Origin of the sequence: Litoreibacter roseus, from assembly GCF_009811795.1 — a bacterium.
Lineage (GTDB): Bacteria > Pseudomonadota > Alphaproteobacteria > Rhodobacterales > Rhodobacteraceae > Litoreibacter > Litoreibacter roseus.
On the sequence record NZ_BLJE01000001.1, the window covers coordinates 782,213 to 804,375 of the forward strand.

General features: G+C 59.4%; 21 protein-coding genes. 12 read left to right on the forward strand and 9 right to left on the reverse strand.

Translation table 11 applies throughout. The features are described from left to right. The first annotated feature begins 2 nt into the window (after nt 1-2). A complete protein-coding gene (locus KIN_RS03945; protein WP_159804633.1) occupies nt 3-1,544 on the forward strand; it encodes a trimethylamine methyltransferase family protein in 1,542 nt (513 codons plus the stop codon). Nucleotides 1,545-1,552: 8 nt separating this feature from the next. Here KIN_RS03945 and KIN_RS03950 read toward each other — a convergent pair whose 3' ends face one another. Further along, entirely contained in the window at nt 1,553-1,846 is a 294-nt protein-coding gene (locus KIN_RS03950; protein WP_159804634.1) for a DUF6477 family protein, read from the reverse strand. A gap of 205 nt (nt 1,847-2,051) precedes the next feature. Between KIN_RS03950 and KIN_RS03955 the strand changes: the two genes are divergently transcribed. The 5 genes from KIN_RS03955 to lipA all read left to right on the forward strand — a co-directional run bounded on the left by KIN_RS03955 (nt 2,052) and on the right by lipA (nt 7,208). Next, nucleotides 2,052-3,185 carry a DUF6456 domain-containing protein gene (locus KIN_RS03955; RefSeq protein WP_159804635.1) on the forward strand — a complete coding sequence of 378 codons (1,134 nt, stop codon included), beginning with the start codon at nt 2,052-2,054 and terminating at the stop codon, nt 3,183-3,185. 3 nt (nt 3,186-3,188) lie between these two features. Beyond that, nucleotides 3,189-4,601 carry a PAS domain-containing protein gene (locus KIN_RS03960; RefSeq protein WP_159804636.1) on the forward strand — a complete coding sequence of 471 codons (1,413 nt, stop codon included), beginning with the start codon at nt 3,189-3,191 and terminating at the stop codon, nt 4,599-4,601. 17 nt (nt 4,602-4,618) lie between these two features. Then, on the forward strand, nt 4,619-5,116 hold the full coding sequence (locus tag KIN_RS03965) for a response regulator (protein ID WP_159804637.1): 498 nt from the start codon (nt 4,619-4,621) through the stop codon (nt 5,114-5,116). 237 nt (nt 5,117-5,353) lie between these two features. Continuing rightward, nucleotides 5,354-6,154, forward strand: coding sequence for a CAP domain-containing protein (locus tag KIN_RS03970; RefSeq protein WP_159804638.1), 801 nt, complete (start codon nt 5,354-5,356; stop codon nt 6,152-6,154). A 97-nt stretch (nt 6,155-6,251) separates the two neighbouring features. Then, nucleotides 6,252-7,208 (forward strand): lipoyl synthase, encoded by a 957-nt coding sequence (lipA, locus tag KIN_RS03975; protein ID WP_159804639.1) that lies wholly within the window; start codon nt 6,252-6,254, stop codon nt 7,206-7,208. A 3-nt stretch (nt 7,209-7,211) separates the two neighbouring features. Here the strand turns inward: lipA and KIN_RS03980 are convergent, their stop codons facing one another. The 3 genes from KIN_RS03980 to KIN_RS03990 all read right to left on the reverse strand — a co-directional run bounded on the left by KIN_RS03980 (nt 7,212) and on the right by KIN_RS03990 (nt 10,310). After that, nucleotides 7,212-8,135: a carbohydrate ABC transporter permease gene (locus tag KIN_RS03980; RefSeq protein ID WP_174239090.1), complete on the reverse strand. Its 924-nt coding sequence runs from the start codon at nt 8,133-8,135 to the stop codon at nt 7,212-7,214. Next, a complete protein-coding gene (locus KIN_RS03985) occupies nt 8,132-9,238 on the reverse strand; it encodes a carbohydrate ABC transporter permease (protein ID WP_159804640.1) in 1,107 nt (368 codons plus the stop codon). Before KIN_RS03985 ends, KIN_RS03980 begins: the two co-directional genes overlap by 4 nt. A gap of 118 nt (nt 9,239-9,356) precedes the next feature. After that, nucleotides 9,357-10,310, reverse strand: a complete 954-nt coding sequence (locus tag KIN_RS03990; protein WP_159804641.1) for a DMT family transporter — start codon at nt 10,308-10,310, stop codon at nt 9,357-9,359. 136 nt (nt 10,311-10,446) lie between these two features. Here KIN_RS03990 and KIN_RS03995 point away from each other — a divergent pair, with 136 nt between their 5' ends. Continuing rightward, nucleotides 10,447-14,541, forward strand: coding sequence for an ankyrin repeat domain-containing protein (locus KIN_RS03995; RefSeq protein WP_159804642.1), 4,095 nt, complete (start codon nt 10,447-10,449; stop codon nt 14,539-14,541). Nucleotides 14,542-14,577: 36 nt separating this feature from the next. Here KIN_RS03995 and KIN_RS04000 read toward each other — a convergent pair whose 3' ends face one another. Together KIN_RS04000 and KIN_RS04005 are read right to left on the reverse strand one after the other, a co-directional pair. Continuing rightward, nucleotides 14,578-15,315 (reverse strand): hypothetical protein, encoded by a 738-nt coding sequence (locus KIN_RS04000; protein WP_159804643.1) that lies wholly within the window; start codon nt 15,313-15,315, stop codon nt 14,578-14,580. Nucleotides 15,316-15,472: 157 nt separating this feature from the next. Then, complete coding sequence (locus KIN_RS04005) at nt 15,473-17,131, reverse strand: extracellular solute-binding protein (protein ID WP_159804644.1); 1,659 nt, start codon at nt 17,129-17,131, stop codon at nt 15,473-15,475. Between the two features lie 231 nt (nt 17,132-17,362). Here KIN_RS04005 and KIN_RS04010 point away from each other — a divergent pair, with 231 nt between their 5' ends. Genes KIN_RS04010 through KIN_RS04020 form a run of 3 tightly spaced genes read left to right on the forward strand, consistent with a single transcriptional unit; the run spans nt 17,363 to nt 19,803 of the window. Next, nucleotides 17,363-18,442 (forward strand): ABC transporter ATP-binding protein, encoded by a 1,080-nt coding sequence (locus tag KIN_RS04010; protein WP_159804645.1) that lies wholly within the window; start codon nt 17,363-17,365, stop codon nt 18,440-18,442. Beyond that, a complete protein-coding gene (locus KIN_RS04015) occupies nt 18,435-18,878 on the forward strand; it encodes an RbsD/FucU family protein (RefSeq protein ID WP_159804646.1) in 444 nt (147 codons plus the stop codon). Before KIN_RS04010 ends, KIN_RS04015 begins: the two co-directional genes overlap by 8 nt. A gap of 16 nt (nt 18,879-18,894) precedes the next feature. Next, nucleotides 18,895-19,803, forward strand: coding sequence for a ribokinase (locus tag KIN_RS04020; protein ID WP_159804647.1), 909 nt, complete (start codon nt 18,895-18,897; stop codon nt 19,801-19,803). A gap of 24 nt (nt 19,804-19,827) precedes the next feature. On the opposite strand, the gene KIN_RS04025 is transcribed toward KIN_RS04020, so the two are convergent. Together KIN_RS04025 and KIN_RS04030 are read right to left on the reverse strand one after the other, a co-directional pair. After that, the gene (locus KIN_RS04025) at nt 19,828-20,013 is read right to left on the reverse strand and encodes a CYTH domain-containing protein (protein ID WP_159804648.1); all 186 of its coding nucleotides are present in this window, start codon (nt 20,011-20,013) and stop codon (nt 19,828-19,830) included. A gap of 25 nt (nt 20,014-20,038) precedes the next feature. Continuing rightward, the gene (locus KIN_RS04030; protein WP_159804649.1) at nt 20,039-20,620 is read right to left on the reverse strand and encodes a hypothetical protein; all 582 of its coding nucleotides are present in this window, start codon (nt 20,618-20,620) and stop codon (nt 20,039-20,041) included. 74 nt (nt 20,621-20,694) lie between these two features. Between KIN_RS04030 and KIN_RS04035 the strand changes: the two genes are divergently transcribed. Together KIN_RS04035 and KIN_RS04040 are read left to right on the forward strand one after the other, a co-directional pair. Further along, a complete protein-coding gene (locus tag KIN_RS04035; RefSeq protein ID WP_159804650.1) occupies nt 20,695-21,237 on the forward strand; it encodes a hypothetical protein in 543 nt (180 codons plus the stop codon). A 1-nt stretch (nt 21,238) separates the two neighbouring features. Continuing rightward, nucleotides 21,239-21,448: a helix-turn-helix domain-containing protein gene (locus KIN_RS04040; RefSeq protein WP_159804651.1), complete on the forward strand. Its 210-nt coding sequence runs from the start codon at nt 21,239-21,241 to the stop codon at nt 21,446-21,448. Between the two features lie 204 nt (nt 21,449-21,652). On the opposite strand, the gene KIN_RS04045 is transcribed toward KIN_RS04040, so the two are convergent. Beyond that, nucleotides 21,653-22,105, reverse strand: coding sequence for a VOC family protein (locus KIN_RS04045; protein WP_159804652.1), 453 nt, complete (start codon nt 22,103-22,105; stop codon nt 21,653-21,655). Between the last annotated feature and the right edge of the window lie 58 nt (nt 22,106-22,163).

Sequence of the window (22,163 nt, forward strand, 5' to 3'; positions counted from 1 at the left end):
ACATGGCCGACACGATTGCACCAAAACGACGCGCGCGAGGCGGTGGCGGTGCTGCGCGGCGCGCAGAACGCACCGCGGTCCGGATCGAGTGTGCGAAATACATTGAGCGCAATATTCCGAATTTCGAGGTTCTAAATGAAGAGGCCCTACAAATAATCGAAGCCAACGCCGAGACTGTGCTCGAAGAAATCGGCGTGGCGTTTGTCGATAATCCAGTTGCGTTAGACCGCTGGCGCGATGCGGGCGCTGAGGTCACAGGCGAACGGGTTCGGATCCCCAAAGGTTTGGCGCGGAAACTTTGCGCAACCGCGCCTAAATCGTTCACGCAACAAGCCCGTAACCCAGACCGGTCCGTCGAGATTGGTGGCCCAAATTTGGTGATTGCACCAGTCTACGGCCCGCCTTTTGTACGGGATGTGCAAGGTGGCCGCCGCTATGCGACCATGGACGACTTCAACAAGTTCGTGAAATTGGGCTACATGTCGAAATGGCTGCACCATTCCGGTGGGACGGTCTGCGAGCCGACGGACGTTCCAGTGAACAAACGCCATCTCGATATGCTCTACGCGCATATGAGTCTGAGCGATAAGCCTTACATGGGATCGGTAACCGAGCCATCTCGCGCGCAAGACTCGGTTGATATGTCAGACATCCTCTTTGGCGGTCTTGAAGACCGTACGGTGATGACGTCTCTCATTAACATTAACTCCCCGTTGACATTCGACGCCACGATGATGGGCGCGCTGGAGGTGTATGCCGCCGCGAATCAAGCCTGCATTGTTTCGCCGTTTATTGTCGGGGGTGCGATGGCGCCGGTTTCTGTCGCCGGTACACTGACTCAGGTTCTGGCTGAGGTTCTTGCAGGATGCGCGTACTCTCAATTGATCCGTCCCGGCGCCCCGGTCATCTTCGGCGCTTTTGTGACATCAATTGACATGAATTCTGGCGCGCCGACTTTTGGAACGCCGGAGGCCGCACATATCACCTACGGCGCGGGGCAGCTGGCGCGCCGTCTTGGGCTGCCCTACCGCTCTGCCGGATCATTTTGCGGATCGAAACTGCCGGATGCACAGGCAGGCTACGAAACCGCCAACTCACTGAACACGGGGCTCATGGCGGGCGTGAACTTTATGCTTCATGGGTGCGGCTGGCTTGAGGGCGGGCTTGTCGCGTCATTCGAGAAATTTGTAATGGACGCAGATCAATTGGGCGTCCTTCACAAGCTTGCCCGAGGCGTCGACGTGGACGAGGAAGCACAAGCTCTTGATGCCATTCGGGAAGTTGGACCGGGCGGTCACTATCTGGGATGCGCGCACACTCAGGCGAATTTTAAGGATGCGTTCTGGCGGTCAGATGTTTTGGACTACAAACCGTTTGAGACCTGGTCTGACGAGGGCGGGCGCGACACGCAGATTATCGCCGCGGCCCGAGTCGAGAAGTTGCTGCAGGACTATATGCAACCTGCCCTTGATCCTGCGATCAACGAAGCTTTGCAGGCGTTCGTCCGGCAGCGGAAAGAAGCGGCGCCGGACGCGTTTGCTTGAGGCGCCTCTCAGGCGCTGCGGCGAGCTTCCGACATAAGGCGAAGCTCTGCCATCAGGGCAACCAGCACCTCAATATGGCGGGCGATTGAATAGGTCGCGCAGCCGTCTTTTCTGGTGATCTCGAAGCTTTCTTCCTTTTCAACAAGGGACTTGATCAACGCGCGGGATCCGGGGGCCGCATTACGGCCTGCGATGCGACGTAGATCACGGGTTCTGTTGTAGTCGGACAGTCCGTGACGGGCCGCGCGGACAAGCAAGCGAGGGCGTTTCAAAGTGTTCAGCGCGGCGTTCAGGTCAGTCATGTTTCAGGTCTCCAGCATCAGTTTCGACCATCAACATATCGGTGGATTCTTGCTGTTGCCGCGGACCTTGGGTCACCGAACGGCAGCTAAGAGACTGTTTATACTTTAGAAACAATTTTTCTAAAAATACTTCGTTATTAACCATCTCGAAAGCAATGCAACCCCAAGTTGTGCAGGCTGCTTCAGACGATGGGGATCGTGTGACATGAATTTTTGCCAAAGTGATTTTTGCCAGTTTGATTTACCTGATTGGGTTCCGGAGGTGGTGCGTCGGTATTTGCGACACACCAAGGCGGGGCTCTCACTGCGTGACGTGGCCCGCCAAGAGGGTTGCCACCCCTCGACGGTTTTGCGTCAGATCCGCCGGCTCGAAGGCCAGCGGGATGATCCCTTGTTTGACGACGCACTTGAGCGCCTTGGACAGCTGTTCTGGCCCTCTTCTCAAATTGATTGCCACAAAGGATCCGACTCAATGAATGCGCATACATTTCCTCCTATCCTATCTGACGAAGAAGCTCTGGCACGCGAGGCGCGCCGCATCCTCCGTCGTCTCAGTGAAACAGGGGCAGTGCTGGCGCTGGCAGCGGATATGGACAAAGCAGTTGTGCTGCGGTCGCACTCAGACGCAGCGCCCACACGCACGGCGGTCGTTGAGCGCGACGTCGCGCAGGCTTTCGTTGTAAAAGACTGGATCAGCTGCACCCGGTCGGGTCGGGTGGCAAGCTACCAGATTACAGCGGCTGGACGCGCGGCCCTGAAACGTTTCCTGGCTGAGGAAGAAAAGAAGCGTCGTGATCGGGCTGGCTTTGCTGAAGCCCCGGGCGTTTTCACGGCCCAGCATATGGAATTCGGCGAGCGTGACATTCTCGATGAGAAGGGCAAGCGCCAACGCATTAGATGCAACATCGCAGAGAGCCCGCTCGCCATGCTGGCGCGCCGCAAGGGATCAGACGGAAAGCCGTTTCTGGATGTCGATCTCGTTCAAGCGGGCGAGCGGTTCCGCGAGGATTTCGAACTGGCGCAAATGGGTCCGCGGGTTGCGCAAAACTGGGATCGTTTTCTCACAAGCGGTGATCGGGGTGGTTTTGCGTCTGATGGTGGTTTGGGGCAGGGCCCGCGCGCCGCACGTGAACGTATTCTGTCTGCGCTCGACGATCTGGGACCGGGTCTTGGCGATATCATCATGCGCTGCTGCTGTTTTCTTGAAGGGCTCGAGGCCGCAGAAAAGCGCATGGGATGGTCTGCTCGATCGGGCAAGATTGTTCTACGTATTGCGCTGCAGCGTCTCCACCGGCATTATCGCGAGAAGCACGGTATGCAAAACGCAATGATCGGATGAATTTTGGCCGACGCCCCAGATGCCGCTGACACAAAACGACATTACCTGGAGGTCGAGTTTGAAACGTTGCTGAGTGATCCTCAGACGTTTCAGTTTCTCGATCAAGGCGCCGTGGATGGGTTCTGGTACTGGGACCTTGAAAATCCCGAGCACGAATGGATGAGCCCGGGGTTTTGGCGGGCACTTGGATTTGATCCTGAGAAACGGAAACATCTGGCTTCCGAATGGCAGGATTTGATTTACCCGGAAGACGGCGCAGCGGCGCTCAAGAATTTTGAGCGTCACTGCGCTGATCCCTCGTACCCCTACGATCAGTTGGTGCGCTACAAAACCAGTGACGGCGGTACCGTGACGATCCGATGTCGCGGGAAGGCGATGCGGGAAAACGGTGTCCCGAAACGTATGCTGGGCGCGCATACAATCGTCCATGACACCCGGTCCCACGCGTTGGACCGGCAACTCAGTCAGTTGGTTGATATGTCGGGGGATGCAATTCTAGCCTGGAGCTTGCAAAAGGGTGTTGTGCGCTGGAACCGCGGCGCCACTCAACTCTACAAGACCGAAGAGGCCGAGGCGCTTGGGCGCAATCCGAATGAGCTGACCCAAGCAGAATTCGGCGAAGACTGGGCCACTGTCCAAGCGCAAGTCATGGCGGGGCAGGAGTGGGTCGGCGATGTCCAGCGGATCTCAAAAGACGGGGGGCTCGTTATCACTTCAACGCGGATCCATCGGGTCCATGTCGGAACTGATGAAACGCTGTTCTTCCAGATTGATCGCGACATCACCGCACGTCACATGGCGGACATGAAAGAGCGGCAGCTTACGCGCGAATTGCATCATCGTGTAAAAAACCTCTTTTCGGTCATCCAAAGCCTCGTCCGGATGAGCGCGCAGTACGAAAATGACGCCCCAGCGCTGGCTGCGAAAATACGCAACAGGATCAAAGCGCTTGCCATTTCCCATGTGACCGGCATGGAAAAGGATGCGGAAACCAACCTTGATTTGCGCCGTATGGTCGACGCCATCACAAGACCTCACAGACCTCATGAAACCGCTCTGTCGCTGTCCGGCCCGACCGTGACCGTTCCCAAACGCGCAGCCACGCCACTAGGGATGATCCTGCACGAACTGGCCATCAACGCTTTAGAGCATGGCGCTTGGTCAGAGGAGGACGGGCGCACAGATGTGTCTTGGCAATTGTTGGAAAACGGGACTGAGCCTCAACACCTCGAATTCGTTTGGAAAGAGCAAAGAGGCGACGGCAGTGCCCGCGCAGAACAAGGAAATGTTGACCGATTTGGAACGAAATTGATGACAATCTCGGTTGCACAGCTTAACGGAAGACTGGAGCGGGAGTGGCGCGACGGCGCACTTTCACTTCGGCTCGACTTTTCAATTGAGGAGGTCGCTGCGTAAAAGCGATCATTTGTATTATGACAGACCACTCTTCGAGAGACTACGTTTCAGAAAATTGCAATGGAACGATTCCGGTTTGTTTTTCTGACGCACACAATATTGATGGTCACCGATACAATCCCGAACGGTTTGACGAGGATCTGAGTGATCGCCTGTCAGGTCGGTCGGTTTTGGTTGTCGAAGATGAGGCACTGGTTGCCTATGAGCTGGAACTCGAACTTGTGGATTGCCGTGCAATTCCAGTGGGGCCGGCCACGACCGTTTCCGTCGCCATGGAACTGGCTGAGACGAAAGAGATAGACGCCGCAATTTTGGACATCGATCTGAATGGCCGGGACGTCTATCCACTCGCCGACAAGCTTCGGGCGCGTGGGGTTCCATTTGTGTTTCACACAGGCCACGGCACGCTGATTGATCTTGAAGATACTTATCCGGGCATCCCTGTGTGTATCAAACCATGCGGTGCGGACGACGTTCTGGGAAGTCTCGCCAGCGTCATGCGACGCTCTCAGTAGCGCTAGACACCAGAACCTCCTAGGTTCGGCCATTCCTCAGTCACTCATCCATTAACCATAGTAGACGCTGGAGAACGCTTTCTGCGGCTTGGGTCCGCGCGATGCTGCCGGTCCGAAGCCGGCTATTGCGCATCCTTTTGCTGGCATGTGCTTCGCCGAGATACCGGGGTTCGCAGGTCATCCCCTGTCCTCTAGGCAGCGCCTCACGTTTCATACCACAAACCTCTGAGAGGCAATATGTCGACAGCAGACGAATACGAACGCCAAATGCTCGAGTTGATCAACGAAGAGCGGGCCGAAGCGGGTGTCGATCCGCTTCAGCTTGAGCGGGATTTGAACACCTCGAGCGAGGATCACAGTCAGTGGATGCTCGACGAGGACGTGTTTTCCCACACCGGCCAGGGAGGATCGAGCGCAGGTGACCGGATCCAAGAAGCCGACTTCGAATTGTCAGGCAGCTGGTCCTGGGGCGAGAATATCGCATGGCAAAGCGAGCGCGGCGCGGAAGGTATCTCTGATGATGTGGAAGATCTGCACGAGGCCCTCATGGACAGCCCCGACCACCGTGAAAACATCCTGAACCCCGATTTCGACTATATCGGACTTGGCATCGAAACCGGCGAATTTGACGGCTACGACGCGGTGATGGTGACCCAAAACTTCGGATCGACGGATGCGGATGTTGATTTGGACACGGCGACCGATCCGGTATCGGAGGACGCGTCGCCCGTGCTTGTGGCCGACACACCACCGGCGGCGGACCCAGCCTCGCCACCTTTGGTAGAAACCCCGCCGGAGCAGGAAGATCCGCCCGCCGACCAACCCATGACCTTTGCCGACTTGCTTGAACTGCTTGGATTTACCGTCACGACCACCGAAACCGATTTTGTATTTGAGCCTATTGAACCTGATGACTTAGTTGCGGACGTCGATGTGCAGCCGAATTCTTCGTCCGACCTGGACCGCGACTTACCGGACACGGTCGATGTGCCGTTTGAGGATTTCTTCTTTCAGGATTTCTTCGACTTCGCCGCATAATTCATCCCAACGGCGCGGATGTAACGCCGTGCCGTTGGACTTTTGCGCGAAGGCTGCCTAGGTAAAGACAACGCGAACTGAACAGCGATGTTGTCCCATGCCACGCGATCTCAAAATTCCAAGCCAGCGCCATCCTGAAAAGGCGGCAAAACCGGATAAGGCGCAGCCGAAAAAGCCGAATTGGATCCGGGTAAAAGCTCCTGTCGGTGAGGGCTACAAAGCGACCCGCGATATCATGCGCGAGCATAAGCTGGTGACCGTCTGCGAAGAGGCGGGATGTCCGAATGTGGGAGAGTGCTGGAATCAGGGCCACGCGACCATGATGATCATGGGCGAGGTTTGTACCCGCGCCTGCACCTTCTGCAATATCGCGACGGGCAAGCCACCCGAAGCGCTGGATGTGTTCGAGCCCGGGCGCGTCGCGGATGCAGTTTCAAAGCTTGGCCTGAACCACGTGGTCATCACCAGCGTTGACCGCGATGACATCGAAGACGGCGGGGCGGAGCATTTCGCACAGACCATCCGCGCGATCCGCCGGAAATCCCCCAATACGACCATCGAAATTCTCACGCCTGATTTTATCAGAGCGGACCCTTCGGTGCTGGAGGCGGTCGTTGCTGCAAAACCGGATGTGTTCAATCACAACCTCGAAACGGTGCCGGGGCTTTATCCCGAGGTGCGGCCAGGTGCGCGATACTTCCATTCCCTGCGTCTGCTTCAACGGGTCAAGGAACTTGACCCAACGATGTTCACCAAGTCCGGCATCATGGTTGGGCTGGGCGAAGACCGTCAATCGGTCATTCAGGTCATGGAAGACATGCGCGCCGCTGATATCGATTTCCTGACAATCGGACAGTACCTGCAGCCTACGCCAAAACACCATGCAGTGGATCGCTTCGTTACCCCGGAGGAGTTCGCGAGCTATGAGAAAGCAGCTTACGGCAAAGGTTTTCTGATGGTGTCCGCAACGCCGCTCACGCGGTCGAGCTATCATGCAGGCGACGATTTCGCGAAACTGCAAGCGGCACGGATTGCAAAGCTGGCGAAGGCCTGAGGCTTACTTCACTGCACCTGCAGCCATGCCCTTGATGATATACTTCTCAAGAAAAACGGCCACCACGATAAGCGGCAGAATCGCCGCTGTAGACAGGGCGGCCATGGACCACCAGTTGATCCCTTGCGAACCGGTTTGGGAGGCGACCATCACAGGCAAGGTCTTGGCGTCCGTCGAGGTCAGGAGCGCCGCGAAGAAGTATTCATTCCAGCATAACACCAGCGAGAGGATGAAGGCCGCGACCATGCCGGGCAGAGCAATGGGCAGAACGATCTGCATGAACGCACCCCAGATGCCCAAACCGTCGACCAGTGCGGCTTCCTCCAACTCGACCGGGATGCCTTGGAACTGGTCCCGCATGATCCAAATGACGATCGGCAGGACCATCAAGGTATAGAGCAAAATCAAACCGATCCGCGTGTCCAGCAGTGCCATCGATTTGTAGAGTACCAAAAAGGGCAGGGCGAGGACAACGGGTGGCAAAATCATCTGGCTGAGGAAAAAGAACGAGATGTCCGAATTCCGCATGAAGCCGAACCGATAGCTGAACCGGGACAGGCCATAGGCGGCAAGGCTGCCCAGAACAACCGCAAGCGCGGATGCGCTGATGGCGACTATGGCGCTGTTCCAGAAGCGTTTCAGAAACTCTTCCCGGACTGTCGAAGTTTCGCCGATCAGATCGGGGGACAGTCCCAAGCTTTCCCAGCCCCGCCACTTTGGCGTGTAGTCCACCCACGGCACCATGTTGCCCTGCATAACGTCGGGCGCCAGTTTGAACGATGTGGTGAGTGTCCAGTAAATCGGGAAGATACAGATGACGGACCATAGGATCAGCGCGCCATAAATTGCGATGCGACTGCTCCACCACTTAAACTGGGGGGCTGTGGTGGCGTCTGTGTCTTTGAAAATTTCAGTCGTGGCGGTCATGCGGGCCGCTCCATGAAACGGGACACGGCTTTCAACAGCACCGTGATGAATAGGATGATGAGCACAAGATAGACCATGGCAAGAAGGGTCCCATAGCCCACATTGGATCGGTCGCGGTACTCTCGGAAGATGAAGCTGGTAACGCTGTCCGTTGCACCGCCGGGACCGCCGGAGGTGACGTTGATGATGATATCAGCGAGTTTCAGTTTGAAGATGATGCGGATCACAATCGCGGTGACCGAGACCGGAAGCATCAGGGGGAATATCACTTCCTTGAAGCTTTGCCACCCGGTTGCGCCATCGACCTTTGACGCCTCGATCACTTCTTTGGGTAGGGCCTGCAAACCGGCCAGCAGCATGATCATCATAAAGGGGATAAAGGTCCATGCATCCATCGCCATTATCATGAAACGCGCCATCTCTGGCGTGCCGAAAAAGCTGGGGCTGTCCCAGCCAAGCTCCCGCGCAAGCCGGGCGAGCGGACCGAACCGGACCTCCATCATCGACTTGCCGATCATCCACGACACGGCCACGGGCGACAACATCAGCGGCAGCAGAAACACCACGCGGAAGAACTTGCGTGCGCGGATCTGAGCGTTGAGCAAAAGGGCCAGCCCAAAGGCGATGACGTACTCCACGCTGACAGCCAGTACGTAATACACCATATTTTTCAAGGCGTTCCAGTAGAAGCTGTCGTTCCACATTTGCCGCATATTGTCCCAACCGTTGGGCTGTGCGCCGTCTTGGGAGGCAAGGTTCCAGTCGGTGAATGAGATGTAAAGACCGAAGAGCAGCGGGAATACGACGAGGCTGACGACGAACAGCACGGCCGGTAGAACGAAGAGCGTCCGCTTGCCCGCCTCGCCCCGTGTGATCACCTGCGCGGCACAAAGTGCGGTCGCCCAGACGAGGTAGGCGTAAAGGACAGGGCGCCATGTTTCGAACCCAAGCGCGATCCGCCCCCCTTCGTGTGCCGCTTGCAACAAGGCAAGCACGGCGAAAAGGCCCGCCGAGATCCAGACCATCAGTCGGCCCACCTGCTTGCGGCTGGCAGAAATGTGGTCGGATGTGACGGTATGGAGAAGATCGCCCTCGGTGCTCATTCCGCGACGTTAACCACGGTTCGCGAACCTGTTAAGCCCCGAATTTCGCCAATCGGATTATCGTCGGACTTCTATCGGACCTGCGTCGGACTTTTTGGATCTTTGCGCCCGCGCTGTTTCAGCGTGCTGTTTGGGCGGTCCTAGCAGACTGCTTCGGGGAGGGCGCTGCCACCAGCAGTCCTGCGCAAGTGATGAGAATCATTCCCAGAATGGTCAACGGTCCCGGCGTCTCGGAAAAAAACAGATAGCCCCATAGGGCGGCTGAGATGAGGTATGCATAGTCGAAGGTGCCGATGATGGCGGGTGGGGCGATTTGATAGGCCCGCGCGACGCCCATGAAATAGAGCGCAGACAGAATCCCCAAGCCAGCCATAAGGCCCCATGTCGTCGGCGTCATTCCGGACCATCCGCCCAGAACGAACGGGAAGATGTCTTGAACTGCGGTTGGCAGGCCCAGGACGATCAGACCGAGCGTCGCGATAAGGCCGGTGATCAGAAATGCGCTATGCAGAGACAGGGCCAGAACCATCGGTGTCTCGTCCTGACATTTACTTCGGGTCAGGACCATCGAGAGGGAATAGAGCGCGGCTGCCAGAAGAGGCAGGAGCGTGATCCATGAAAACGCCTCGGTGCCCGGTCTCAGGATCGCAACAACGCCGACGAACCCCAAGGCGACCCCGGCCCATCTGAGCGCGCCGACGGGTTCTTTGATCAGCTCTGCAGACATGAGGGCTGTGAGGATCGGGTTGGTGTAGATCGCAACCGCAGCTACCGACAAATCGAGAACCGAGAGCGATGTATAGAAGGCGATCCAGGACAGCACCAAAAGCCCGCTGCGCAAAACGACCCATATCGGTGCATGCATCGCGAACCGGCGCCCGGTGACGCGCAGTGCTCCGATGAGAACGGGAATTGCAATCAGCGAACGGCAGACGAAAATTTGCCAGACACTTAGATCAGTGCTCACGTGTTTGATGACCGCATCCGCGAAGGCCATTGTCAGAACCGACGCCAAGATGATCACGATGCCTTGCCCCGTTCGATCCGACCGGCCTTGCGCGCGCTGCGTCATCTTTCCCGTCTCCGCGTTCTTGATGGCATACCTGCCCAGTTCAGTAGTCCACGGGTTTTGTTAAGTGCAACCCGGCTTGAGCAGGGCCGGGTCATGCTGTCTAAAGGTTAACGTGCCATCTTAAAGAGAGAGCCCCATGTTCCGTTTAAGCATACTAGCCGCTGCCTGCATTGTGTCCGCAGGCGTTGCCAATGCGCAGGACTGTGCGGATCTGGCGGGGTTCCGATCCATTCTGCGGATGGATGTGGGGCAGGTCGACCAGTGCCTTGCGCTGGGCGCTGATCCAAATGCGCTGACCGGCAGGGATGACGAGGCACTGATCCACAGGGCCGCAGGTCACCCGGATCCAGCTGTAATGGCGGCGGTCGTTGCTGCGGGCGGCGATCCAAACCGGGTGGACGGGGCAGGTAATACGCCGATCCACTGGGCCGCATCGCGCAACCAGAACCCCGAGATGATCGCGCGCCTTGTTGCAGTGGGGGCCGATCCCAACCGGCGGCGGAAAGACAAGAGCGATATGACGACGCTGAACATGGCGCTCTTCAATCCCAATCCGGCGGTGATCACGGCACTTTTGAATGCAGGTGCCGACCCTCTGCAGAAAGGTCAATATGACCGGCTCGCGCTTCATTGGGCGGCCATGATGGATGCGCCATCGTCGGTGCTTGAGACATTGGTTGCTGCGACGGGTGATGTGGATGCGCGCGATGGAATGCTCGAGTCTACTGCGCTGCATTTCGCAGCCCAGCGGGCGAAGAAGGCGCAGACCGTCCAGACCTTGCTGGCGCTGGGCGCGGACATTCAGGCACAGGACTGGCGCGGCAACTCGCCCCTGCATCGGGTCGTGCAGAAAAATGAGATCACGGACATCTTGCTGGCGTTGCTGTCGAGCGGGGCCGATCCGAATGCGAAAGGCTATGGCGGTGCAACGCCTCTGCACCACGCGGCGCGGTACTCGGACGTGCCGCAGTTCGCAGCACTTCTGGTCGAGGCGGGGGCCGACCTTCGGGCGCTTATGGGCACCGGTCACACGCCCCTGCACAGGGCGGCTGAATACGGTGACAGCGTGGCGATGGTGCAAATGCTGTTGGATCTTGGCGCGGATCCGGACGCGGTGAATACGGCCGGCTCGAAACCCTTGTGGAAAGCCGCACGCAACAACGACACCGTGGGCATCGTGCGGCTGCTGCGCGAGGTCACAACGGATCCCGACGGCACGGATGGGTCGGGGGTAACGGCGCTTGAGGTCGCGGCCAGCGGAAAGAACTCGGCCGAGGTGATCGCGCTTTTGTCTCAGACGGTGGAAGGCTTGCCCCCCTTCGCGCTGCACCGGGCGTTGGGTGTCGAAAACCACAAGCCGCAAGTCATCCAGCTGCTGTTGGCAAAGGGGGCCGACCCGAATGAGCGGGATAAGAACGGGGATACGGCGATGCATAAGGCGCTGGCCTTCGATATGCATCCGGATGTGTTCGATATGCTGATCGCTGCCGGTGCAAACCTGTCACGCCATGGGCGCTACGGGCGGACCGTTCTGCATCAGGCGACGCTGCGGCGCGCCAATCTTCAATATATCCGCCCGATGATCGAGGCAGGGTCGGCCTTGGAGGCGCGCAATGACCGTCGTGCGACCCCGCTTCATGAGGCCGCGTATTACGATGGGACAGGCAAGGGGGTGGCGACGTTTTTATCCCTCGGGGCGGATCCGAACGCGGTTGATCAGACCGGTCGGACACCGCTGCAGCGGGCGTTCAAATCCGACTATGGGCGGGACGCGGTGAGTGCTGCACTGATCCCGGAAACGGATCTGAGTGTTCAGGACGAGGACGGCAACACGGCATTGCATCTGGCACTGCTTTCGGAGGTGCACCGGGAGATGGTGCCTGCCGTCTTGGCGGCGGGCGCGGATGTGAACCGTCCCAATAACGCCGGATTGACGCCGTTTGGGGTGGCGCTGATCCGCGCCCCGCAGTTTGTGCCAGCGTTTCTTGCGGCGGGCGCGGATGTGACCGCTGTGGCAGGCTACGGCGAGCTGCCTTTGCATCTGGCTGTCGGGCGGCGGTCGGCAGAGGCCGTCAAGGCGCTGCTGGATGCGGGGGCTGCGCCGGATCACGTCAACGGGCTGGGGCAGACCGTGTTGCATCTTCTGTCCGGCGGTGACCGGGACTTGGCTGCGGTCATCCTGGCCGCAGGAGCCGATCCGAACCGGACAGATGACGCAGGCCAGACACCGCTGCACAGTGCGGTTGCCAATGTCGCGCCCGACGTGGTGGATCTGCTGCTTGAGGCGGGCGCGGATGTGAATGCTGTGAACGGGCAAGGCCAGACGCCGCTGTTGATGGCCATGTACTACGGTCTGGGTGACCCTATCGTGCAAACGCTCCTGGATGCGGGTGGTGGACCGGTTGAAGCGGTGCGGTCCGACATGTCCGAGCTTGATCTCTACGACTTTGACGAAATTCTGAGTGTTCCGGTGGAGAACCGGCGTCACGAGTTCGGCGGTGCCGCCGCGTTCCGTCGGGGTGAGTTTCTGGTCACGCGGATCGCGCGCCGAGGCAACGCGCGCGACCCACATATCGAGGGGGGCGGGTACCTCTATGACGCGGCCTCGTCAGACCTGTTGCAGGTTTTCGAGAACCCGGCCCCGGCCATGCACCGCCGTTTCGGTGCCGGTGCAGCGCTGGCGGGACCGTTCGCCCTGATCGCATCGCCAGAACAATGGCGGGCGGATGGCGGGCCGGTGTTTGGCCCCGGGGCGGTTCATGTCTTTTCGACAGAGACGGGCGCCGCGCTGCACCGTCTTGAGAACCCGATGCCCGCGCAGGACAGTCTCTTTGCGGTGTCCGTTGCAGCATCGGATAACCTGGCCGCGGTCGGGGCACCTGGAAATCAGGCGCGGGGGGTGAACACGCCCACATCCGGGTTCGTTCATCTGTTCGATGTCGAGACCGGGGCGCTGATCCGGTCAATTGCGCCGCCTCTCGATACGCTGCCCCGCCGGTTCGGAACGTCGCTGGCATTGGATGGCGGGCGTCTGCTCGTCGGTTCGCCCGAGGCCTTCGGCGAAGAGGCGATGGAAGGGCAGGTGTACCTTTTTGATGCCCAAACCGGCGCGCTGTTGTTGCAGATCGAAAACCCGGATCGGGACGCTTTCCAGTGGTTCGGGCAGAACGTCGCCTTGGATCAGGGGCGGATTTTGGTATCAGCTTCAGCGCAATACGGAGTGAACTGGGCTGTGGATGCGGTCTTTGCCTTCGACGCCGAAACGGGTCAAATGCTGCACAGGGTTCCGAACCCCCGGCCGGATATCTTTGATTTTGGATATGGCGCTAGCCTTGAGCTGGAGGGTGACATCGCGGTGATTGGGGCGCCCCATTCGTTGCAGGAGGGGACCGGTCCGCAATTGGGTGCCGTGTTTGTTTATGACCTGCGGCGGGGTGAGTTGGTGCAGACGGTTGAGGACCCCCAAGGGGACCCAAGCATCGTCTTTGGCAGCGGATTGGCACTGAGCGAGGAGTGGTTGCTGGTGACCAGTGAATTTCGTGCCAAAGATGATCCTCAAGCGCCTGATGGCGACCACGCGATTGCGACAATCTTCAAGCGCAGTGATATCGGACTAGATGTGTTCTATCCGCAGGGACTGAAGCTGCACGAAACGCCGCTTGCGATGAACGACACGCATCTGTTCGTGCTCCGGGCCGCGATCGTTACGACGGAAAAATCGCATCAGATAGATGTTTCGTTGGTGTCGATCCCCAGTGATGAGAGCGCCGCTGAGATGCGGTGGCCAATCGCGCGGCACGAGATTGAGATCGGCGCTGAGCCGTTCCGTGCGTTTCTGCGGCAAGGCTTTGATCTTCCGTTCTTTGTCCTGGAAGAGGCCACCGCTTTGCTTGTTGGCGATGCGCCCGAGGCGAACCCGTTTGAGGTGGTCGAAACTGCGGGCGGTGAGTTCGTGTTGGCTGGACCTTTTGCGCTGCCGCAGACTTTGGGGCTGCGGGTGACCGGATCTGACACGGGCAGGATTGTTCTGGAACATGACGCCGATAGCGCGGTCTATGTGGCTGAGATCGATCGGCTGCCCACGGAGATGGGACAGATCGAACGGGATACCTGCCGCATAGAACGGATAATGCCGGAGGTCTGGAATGACGGATACGTTCTGACGCTGACTTGCGATGCGGGCGGGGTGCGCCGAGCGGCGTCGTTGGTGTTGGTTGCCTTGCGACAATAGAATAGCGATCCGTGGATCCCTAGACCCGTGGTCCACTCAGATCTTCGGCGACAGGCGGCCCCCCCCTGTCGCCGAGGGCAACGGGGACGGGGTCAGGCTGGCATCTCGCATCGCCAAGCCGCGTAGTCCTGCAAAGCACATCACACACAGACCGGATCCAAGCTCGAACACCTCTTCCACGTAGAGCGCCTTAAGCTCTTTGAGGGGCAGGATGCGCAGATTGATGTCGATGGCCTGCGCGTAGGCAAGCAGCGCCGCGCCCAGGATCAGAAACAGCGCCTCGGGACCGAACCGCAGTGTCCAGCCCCGGCGCACAAGAATGCGGCAAACCCAAAGGCCGATGAGGATCAGAACCAACAGGATGAAGCCGCCCAACAGGTAGTGGTGGTCTGTTGTTGCCTTGAGTTGGCGTTTTGCGATGGAGGCGAGATCGTGGACCGCGTCCAGTTTGGTCTGGCCCACCCGCGGGGCCTCAAAACCGATAATCCGTTCGCCAAAACTCAATTCATCCAGAGTGGCGATCAGGGCAAAGATCGTGGCGCTTATTAACAGCAGATCGCCCCGTGCGCGGGTCAGATAATACCAAAGGCCGATACCGAAAGCGGCCAGATAGATGACGACCGTCGCCCACTCGACGGCGCGGTCCTCTTCAAAAAGATCGAGGCGTGCCTCAACAGACAGACCGGTGGAAATCACGATCAAAGCTGTGATCACGCCGAGCGTGAAAATCAGGCAGAGCAACGCTCCGACGGTGTTTTTGAGATAGTCGGTCATGTCCGGGCAGGGTGGTGTTGTTACATATTTAATAAGTATATGTCACATCGCCGTTACGGGCAAACCGAACCGGCGGTGTGCTCTCGGCACTCTGCGGGGCCCACAAAAAAGACGCCCCGGTTGGGGCGCCTCTCTTTTTTCGCATTGAAGTTGTCGCTTACAGACCGAGGGACGCCCTGTAGAGCGCGATCTGGCTGTCGCGGCCGATTTGGTCCGTGATCCGGTCCCATGCCGCGGCGATAGCGTCGGCGGTTTCCTGAGCCGAGCCATATTGACCGGCATAGCCTTTCGCCAGCTCATCTTCGGCCACCGAATAGTACTGGAAGATGCCGGGGATGCGCGGCTCGATGGCGGCGTTGGGGTGATTGTAGCTGTCCGCGTTGGAGCCCAGATAATCCTCGACAAAGGCGCGGTCGTATCCGGCCTCTTCCCATTCTTCGTACTGGAAGTGGGACTGGCGATATGGCTGGAAGCCGGACGGGTAAGCCGACGCCCAAAGCGACAGGTCCTTGCCGCCCAGATGGGCTGCCGCGGACCATGCGGCCTTTTTCTTGGCCTCGTCGCCCTCGACCGTGGCCATGACATACACGCCCCAGCCGATATAGGCCATGTTGGGGGCCTCGTTCGGGGTGTCTTCCCATGCGCCGGTCTGAGAGTTGTAGACCCGGTTGGAGCCAGGCAGCGTCGAGAAGCCGACGACATCGCCCACGACAGATGTGTCCGAGGTGCGCGCGGATGATCCCACGTCGCCCCACCATGTGAGCATTCCCCCGGTGCCTGCGAGGAACTGCTGGAACGCGGTGGTGCCGGGATCGGCGTTGATCTGGTCGGCGGGGTAGGCCTTGTCGACGGCGATCAGGTCCATGACGTCTTGGATGGCCTGCACGAAGGCTGGATTGTTGACGCGCGGTTTCATGGTGTCCGGATCGAAGAGCCAAGCGGGATCGTCGGGGTGCTTGGCATAGGCGGTCGCGCGGTCTTCGAGGAAGTAGAAACCGAAGCCACCCCATCCTTTGAGCGGATCGAGGAAGCCATGCGCATCCAGGCCCGTGAGCGGATCGGACTTGCCAGCAAGGAACTTGGAGTGCGCTTGCACCTGCTCCCATGTGGTCGGAACCTCCCACGCGCCGTCGCCGCCTTCGGCCTCCCACGCGGCTTTGAGGTCGTCGTTCTCGTAGTAATCCTTGCGGTAGGCGAAGGTGTGGCAGTCCCCGTCGATGGACACGCGGTAGGTCTTGCCGTCCCATGTGCCCACGGGCGCCTTGAGGTAGTCCACGTAGTCGTCCATGTCGATCTGGTCTTTGACCCAGTCGGGCATCTCGGAGGCGAGGCCCTTGCCCAGCACGTCGCCCTCGAAGGGTGCGCCCATCTCGATGATGTCGAAATCAACGGTGCCGGTGGCGATGGATTGCTGGAGCCGGGCGTTGTAATCCGCCTGCGCCAGATCGATCCAGTTGATCGTGGCGCCTGTGTAGGCCTCCCACGGTTTGAGGAAGCCGCGGAAGAGGAAGTTGTGCAGGTTCTGGTTGTTCAGCCCCATGAAGGTCAGCTCGACGCCCGCAAATTCGCCCTCGGCCACGTTTTCCTTGGTGGCGCCCAGGCACATCTCGCCCACCTGCTGCCAGTGGCGATCCGTGGGTGACCCTGCGCCGACCCCCGGTATCTTCAGAATTTCCGCGCGTATGTTGGCGTGTGCATCCGCCTTGGCGCCCTTGGGCAAAGCCGTCGCGGCGGCGACCGCTGCGGTGCCCTTCAGCATCTGGCGGCGGTTCATTTTCTGCGCCGCACGGATATAGTTATAGAGTTCAACCTTCATGTGCATCCTCCCGAAACACGTCTGTTTGTCTGCGAGAGGCGCACTGGTTTTTATTGCACATTATCAAGACGGTTGTCCGCCTCATCCCCTGCAGTGGGGCGAGTATGATCTAGATTAACGCTAAGTCAACAACAGCCCGTGGACAGGGGGCAGACGTTTGTCTAGCATCGCTCGAAGGACGGCGGGACGGGGCCCGCGCACAAGCGTCCGCCGAGGGGGAGACAAGCCGGAATGGCAAATGTGACAATCCGCGACATCCGAAAGTCCTACGGGGCGGTCGAGGTGATCCACGGTCTGAATGTGGACATCGCTGACGGGGAGTTCGTGGCGCTGGTCGGTCCGTCCGGTTGCGGCAAATCCACCCTGTTGCGGATGATCGCAGGGCTTGAGCCGATCAATGGTGGGCAGATCCGGATCAACGATAAAGTGGTCAACAATCTGCCCCCCGCCGAGCGCGATATCGCGATGGTGTTCCAGACCTATGCGCTTTACCCGCACAAGACCGTGGCGGCCAACATGGGCTTTGCGCTGAAGGTCGCCGGCACCCCTAAGACCGAGATCGACCAGCGGGTACAACAGGCCGCCGATATCCTTAGCCTTACGCCCTATCTGGACCGCTACCCCCGCCATCTGTCCGGCGGTCAGCGCCAGCGGGTGGCTATGGGGCGGGCTATTGTGCGCGATCCGCAGGTGTTCTTGTTCGATGAGCCCTTGTCCAATCTGGACGCCAAGCTGCGCATTCAGATGCGGGTGGAGATCAAGGAACTGCACCAGCGTCTCAAGACAACCACGGTGTTCGTGACCCATGATCAGATCGAGGCGATGACGCTGGCGGACCGGATTGTCGTGATGCAGGCGGGTCGGATCGAACAGATGGGCACGCCGCTGGAGCTTTATGATTTCCCGGCAAATGAGTTTGTGGCGACCTTTATTGGGGCGCCGTCCATGAACCTTTTGACCGGCACCGCCCGGGACGGGGTGATTGATCTGGGCACCCATCAGGTTCCCGTCACCTCTGCCGCGATGACCGATGGTCAGGCTGTGCGTCTGGGCGTGCGACCCGAACACCTTGATCTGGTCAGCGAGGGCGCGGGCGTGCCGATGACTGTTGCGGTGGTCGAGCCGACGGGCTCTGAGACGCTGGTGTTCCTGCGCTACGAGGGCGCGGATGTGACGGCGGTTTTCCGCGAGCGTCATGCCTTTGCGCCCGGCGAAGTGATCCATCTGCGGCCGAATCCGGCCCATCTGCACGTGTTCGATGCGGAAAGCGGCGCGCGGCTTGAGACAAAGAAGGAGGTTATGGATGCTTAAGGGACTGGATCCGATTTTAAATGCGGATGTGCTTTATGCGCTGCGGGCGATGGGACACGGGGACGATCTGATCATCGCAGACACCAACTTTCCGTCGGACAGTGTGGCGCGGGACACGGTGCTGGGCGAGGTGTTGCGAATTGATCGCCCTGCCGCGGAGGTCGTGCGCGCGGTTCTGTCTGTCTATCCCATGGACACCTTTGTGGATGACGCCGTGGCGCGCATGGAAGTGGTCGACGAGCCGGATACGATCCTGCCTGTAATGGAAGAGTTTCAGGCCGAGGTCACGGCTGCCGGCGGCCCGACCGCCATGTCGATCGAGCGCTTTGCGTTTTACGATCGCGCCAAACAGGCCTATGCGGTGATCCAGACGGGCGAGCGGCGGTTTTATGGCTGCTTTGCATTGCGCAAGGGCGTTGTCGGCCCAGATGAATAACGGATAAGGTCACAGCATGGGCAAGGTCGTCATCCTCGGGGTTTTTGTGGCCGACACGGCCTACCGCGCCAAGCGGATGCCCAAGATGGGCGAGACTATTCTGGGCGAAAGTTTTGCGCTTGGGCCGGGGGGCAAGGGCTCCAACCAGGCGGTGGCGTCCGGCAAGATGGGGGCCGAGACGCATATCATCACTAAGCTGGGTGACGACGATTTTGCCAAGATGGCGCTGGCCACGTGGGACGGCGCGGATGTGACCGGTCACGTGGATCACGTCGCCGACAGCTATACGGGTGCGGCGTATATTTTCATCGAAGACGGCACGGGCGACAATGCAATCATCATTTCGCCGGGCGCCGCTGCGTTGATCTCGGCCTCTGATATGGACAAGGCCGCCGAGCTGATCCGCAGTGCCGATGTGTTCGTGACCCAGTTGGAACAACCGATGGAGGCCGCCGTTCGTGCGCTTGAGATCGCGAAAGCGGCGGGCGTGACGACGATCCTGAACCCCGCCCCGGCGGCGGATTTGCCGGACGGGATACTGGCGCTGTGCGATTATGTAACGCCCAATGAGACCGAGACCGAAGAGCTGACGGGGCTCAGCGTCACGACGGTGGACGAGGCGGAAGCCGCCTGTATCCGTTTTCGGGACATGGGCGTCGGCTGCCCGATCATCACATTGGGGGAGCGGGGCGTTTATCTGGACGGCCACGGTCTGGTGCCTGCGTTCAACGCGGGCCCGGTGGTGGAAACGACGGGCGCTGGCGATGCGTTCAATGGCGGCTTCGCGGCCGCTCTGGCCGGTGGTGCGACGCCGTTGGATGCAGTGAAGATCGGCTGCGCCACGGCGGGGCTCTCGGTGACAAAGGCAGGCACGGCCCCGTCGATGCCGACCCGCGCCGAGGTCGATGCGCTGATGGCGCGGTAGCTGCGCTGGAACAGGCCTGAAGGCTTACAGCTTGACGTCGCGCTTTGGACTAGGTGTCCGCTTGCTCGCGATACGATGCGTGAACTTTTCAGCCTTGGACAATCCAAGCCCTCCGATGTCATCCAGTGTGATGTGTGAGTGCTGCGGGAAGTAAATATCCCACTTCTTTCGGATCTGCATGCGCTCGCTGAATCCGAGTGCTTGCAGCATCGGTGCGACGCCCCAGTCCGGTCAGTCAACATGGCACCAGCTTTGCCTCCAACTGCGCCCTTTCCTCGCGCGGAAGGGCATCGAACAGATCGACACGTCTGGTGAGCGGGACGAAACCTGCCTCTGGGTCGGTTCGCAGCCATGTGGACACCGGCAGGCGGCCATCAAGGCTCCGTTTCAGACATCCGCCTTCAACGGTGATGCTCAACTGGCCGTTGCCCGCAATCTGTTGGTCTTTCAAGGCTTTGATCCGGTCTTGGGCGGCAGCGATCAGGTCCGCGTTCTGTGCGGAGAAGCCGAGGACATAGATCGCTTCGTCTGCGGCGGCCGTGCGCGGGCCGGTTGTTCCCTCACGTATGTTGAGCGGCACGGTCACATTGACCGGATCGGCAGCGTTGGGATCATCGGGCACAAACGCAAGCCGGAATTCCGCATCTCCGTCCCGCAGGCCAAGGGCGTCCGGCACACTGACGGCAACGGTAAGATCGCCGGGCGGCGTTCCCACTGGATCAAGCCGTATGGCCGCGCCAAGGCCAGCGGGTGTTATGCTACTGCATCCTGCCAGCACGCTGATGCACAAACAGGTCCGGATTGCGGCTTTCAACATTTCCTTTGCCCTTCTGAAATTTTCAACTTAAAGATCAGATATTAATGTTAAACATGAATGTATAGGTCTAAAACATGATCTCTCTCGAAGCCAAGCCCCTTCTGCGTTCCGCTTGTCTGATGCGTCGGGCATTGCTGTTGATCCTTGGAATATTGATCGCCACGGCCTTGGGGACGCTGGGGTGGATCGCAGTTGATCTGGACCGTGCGGGTCTGTCGTTGGCAGAGTTGACCGGCTACGGCAGCGCCGCGCTGCGAGTTTGGCAAAGCGTCGCCCTGGGGGCGATCCTGCTCGGTCACATTGTCATTTGGATCGCCGTGGTGTGGCGAGGACAACAAATCTTTGCTGCGCTGTTGAGAGAAGACGTTGAGGCGGCCAGCATGGCGGCGGCTCAGGCGGCACGGTTGCTGTGGATCATGCTGATCTGGGGTGTTCTTGCGAACACGCTTGCCGCGCTGGTGGCCACGTGGCACTTCCCGGACGGCCAGCGCGCCTTGGTGATCTCATTCGGGTCGGCGCAGATTTCGACCGTTCTGGCGGCCGTGCTCGCGACGTTCACATCGCGCGCATTCGTGTTCGGCGCGGCCCTTTGGCAAGACCATAAGGCGGTGATCTGAGATGCCGATTGTCGTCCGCTTGGACGTGGCTTTGGCCCAGCGAAAAATGACCTCAAAAGAGCTGGCCGCGATGATTGGTCTATCGGAGCAGAACCTGTCCGTTCTGCGCTCGGGCAAGGCGCGGGGGGTGCGGTTCAGCACATTGGAGGCGATTTGCGACGCGCTTGATTGCCAGCCGGGGGATCTGCTGGAATTTACGCAGGGGCCTTGATCATACGGGCACTGTCAGCCGGACCGGCCTGTGCCGAATTCAGCTTTTGGCAGACATCTCCCTCACCTCGCCGCGCAAGAGTATCCGAGCATGAGGTGAGGATTTCCGCAAGGCTCTGAGGGCCTACATAGGTCAAGGCTGCCCTTCGATGATGGGGTTCCGGCATGGCGGCCAACTCAGTGCTTTACGGTGTGATCTTGCAACTCAAGGCGTGATCAAGCGGTGTCTGCCCGTGGGCGAGGCAGCCGTCTCACGCGGATGAATGTCAGCAAAGATCTCAATGACATTCTTTTCCGGGTCCTTGAAAAACAGTGTTCTGTGAGGCCAGTCTTGATTGGTCGGCCTTTCGATGATCTCGACGCCTTTGCCTTGCAGGTCCTGATAAGCCAGATCTACATCGGCGGGTGGAACGCGAAAGCTCAATTGCACGCCTGCTGAATTGGTTGGCGGAGGTGGCCCGTCATAATCACGACCGCGTGGGCGCAGGCCCAAAAACAATGTGCCAACCCTGAAACCCACCCATAGCCCGGGCTCTTCGTCTTCGATGTCAAATCCGAAGATGTTCCGGTAAAACCGTTTCATCAGATCGAGGTCGTCGCAGAGCAAGATGACGTAGTCCATGCTGCGAATTGCACCGAGACCTGTCCTGCTTTCCATGTGTGCCCTCCTTCAGGTCCGTTGCACGGCACTATGGCCGCGTTGCCAAGTCAATTCC